This is a genomic window from Streptomyces sp. NPDC052107 (assembly GCF_040680215.1).
Classification (GTDB): domain Bacteria; phylum Actinomycetota; class Actinomycetes; order Streptomycetales; family Streptomycetaceae; genus Streptomyces.
Genome location: NZ_JBFAWG010000332.1, coordinates 1 through 1022, shown reverse-complemented (window position 1 = coordinate 1022; position 1022 = coordinate 1). Strand labels below are relative to the sequence as shown.

1 protein-coding gene is annotated in these 1022 nt (G+C 67.6%); it reads left to right on the top strand.

Annotated features, from left to right (window positions below):
• Positions 1–117: 117 nt before the first annotated feature.
• Complete coding sequence (locus tag AB0M27_RS48240) at positions 118–1008, top strand: glycine betaine ABC transporter substrate-binding protein (protein ID WP_365732516.1); 891 nt, start codon at positions 118–120, stop codon at positions 1006–1008.
• The last annotated feature ends 14 nt before the right edge of the window (positions 1009–1022 follow it).

Below are 1022 nucleotides of genomic sequence, written 5' to 3'. Positions count from 1 at the left end.
GTTGGAGGAGCGGTGAGGGGTACGTACGGAAGGCCCTGCCGGGTACGGAGGACGGCGGCCCTCTCCCTGACGCTGGCCCTGCTGGTGGCCGGCTGCGGGCTGAAGAGCGGCTCCCCGATGGTGGACGACGTCTCCCCCGGCTCGGTCGGGCGGGGCGAGCCGCTGAAGGGCGCGACGCTCACGGTGACCTCGAAGAACTTCAGCGAGAACATCATCCTCGGCCAGATGACCGGCCTGGTCTTCAAGGCGGCCGGGGCGGAGGTCATCGACCGCACCAACCTGCCGGGCTCGATCAGCGCCCGCGAGGCCATCATCAACGGCGACGCCGACGCCCAGTGGGACTACACCGGCACCGGCTGGATCACCTTCCTCGGCCACGCCGACCCGATCGTGGACCCGAAGGAGCAGTACGAGGCGGTACGGGACGAGGACCGCGGCAACGGCGTGGTCTGGCTGCCGCCGGCCCCGCTCGACAACACGTACGCGCTGGCCATCAGCAAGAAGAACAACGCCAAGTACAAGCTCAAGACCCTCTCCGACGTCGCCGCCCTGGCGAAGTCGAACCCGTCCGCGGTGACGATCTGCGTGGAGAACGAGTTCGCCTCCCGGGACGACGGGCTGCCCGGCATGGAGAAGCGGTACGGGATGAAGATCCCGGCCGCCAACATCCAGAAGATGGACGCCGGAATCATCTACACCCAGGTCTCGGAGTCCAACTCCTGCCTGCTGGGCGAGGTGTTCACCACGGACGGCCGGATCAAGGCGATGGACCTGGACGTCCTGGAGGACGACAAGCACTTCTTCCCCAACTACAACGCCTCCCCGGTCATCCACCTGGCGACCTTCGAGAAGTACCCGGTGATCGCGGAGCTGCTGGCCCCGCTGGCGAAGAAGCTGACGACGGAGGTCGCCCAGACCCTGAACGCGAAGGTGGACGTGGACGGGGAGGACCCGCACACGGTGGCGAAGGAGTGGCTGGTGGCGGAGGGGTTCATCGAGGAGGGGTGAGGGGCGGGACAGAC

Coding starts and splice junctions, on each gene's coding strand:
- AB0M27_RS48240 (WP_365732516.1), top strand. CDS start 118: ATGGTGGACGACGTCTCCCCCGGCTCGGTCGGGCGGGGCGAGCCGCTG.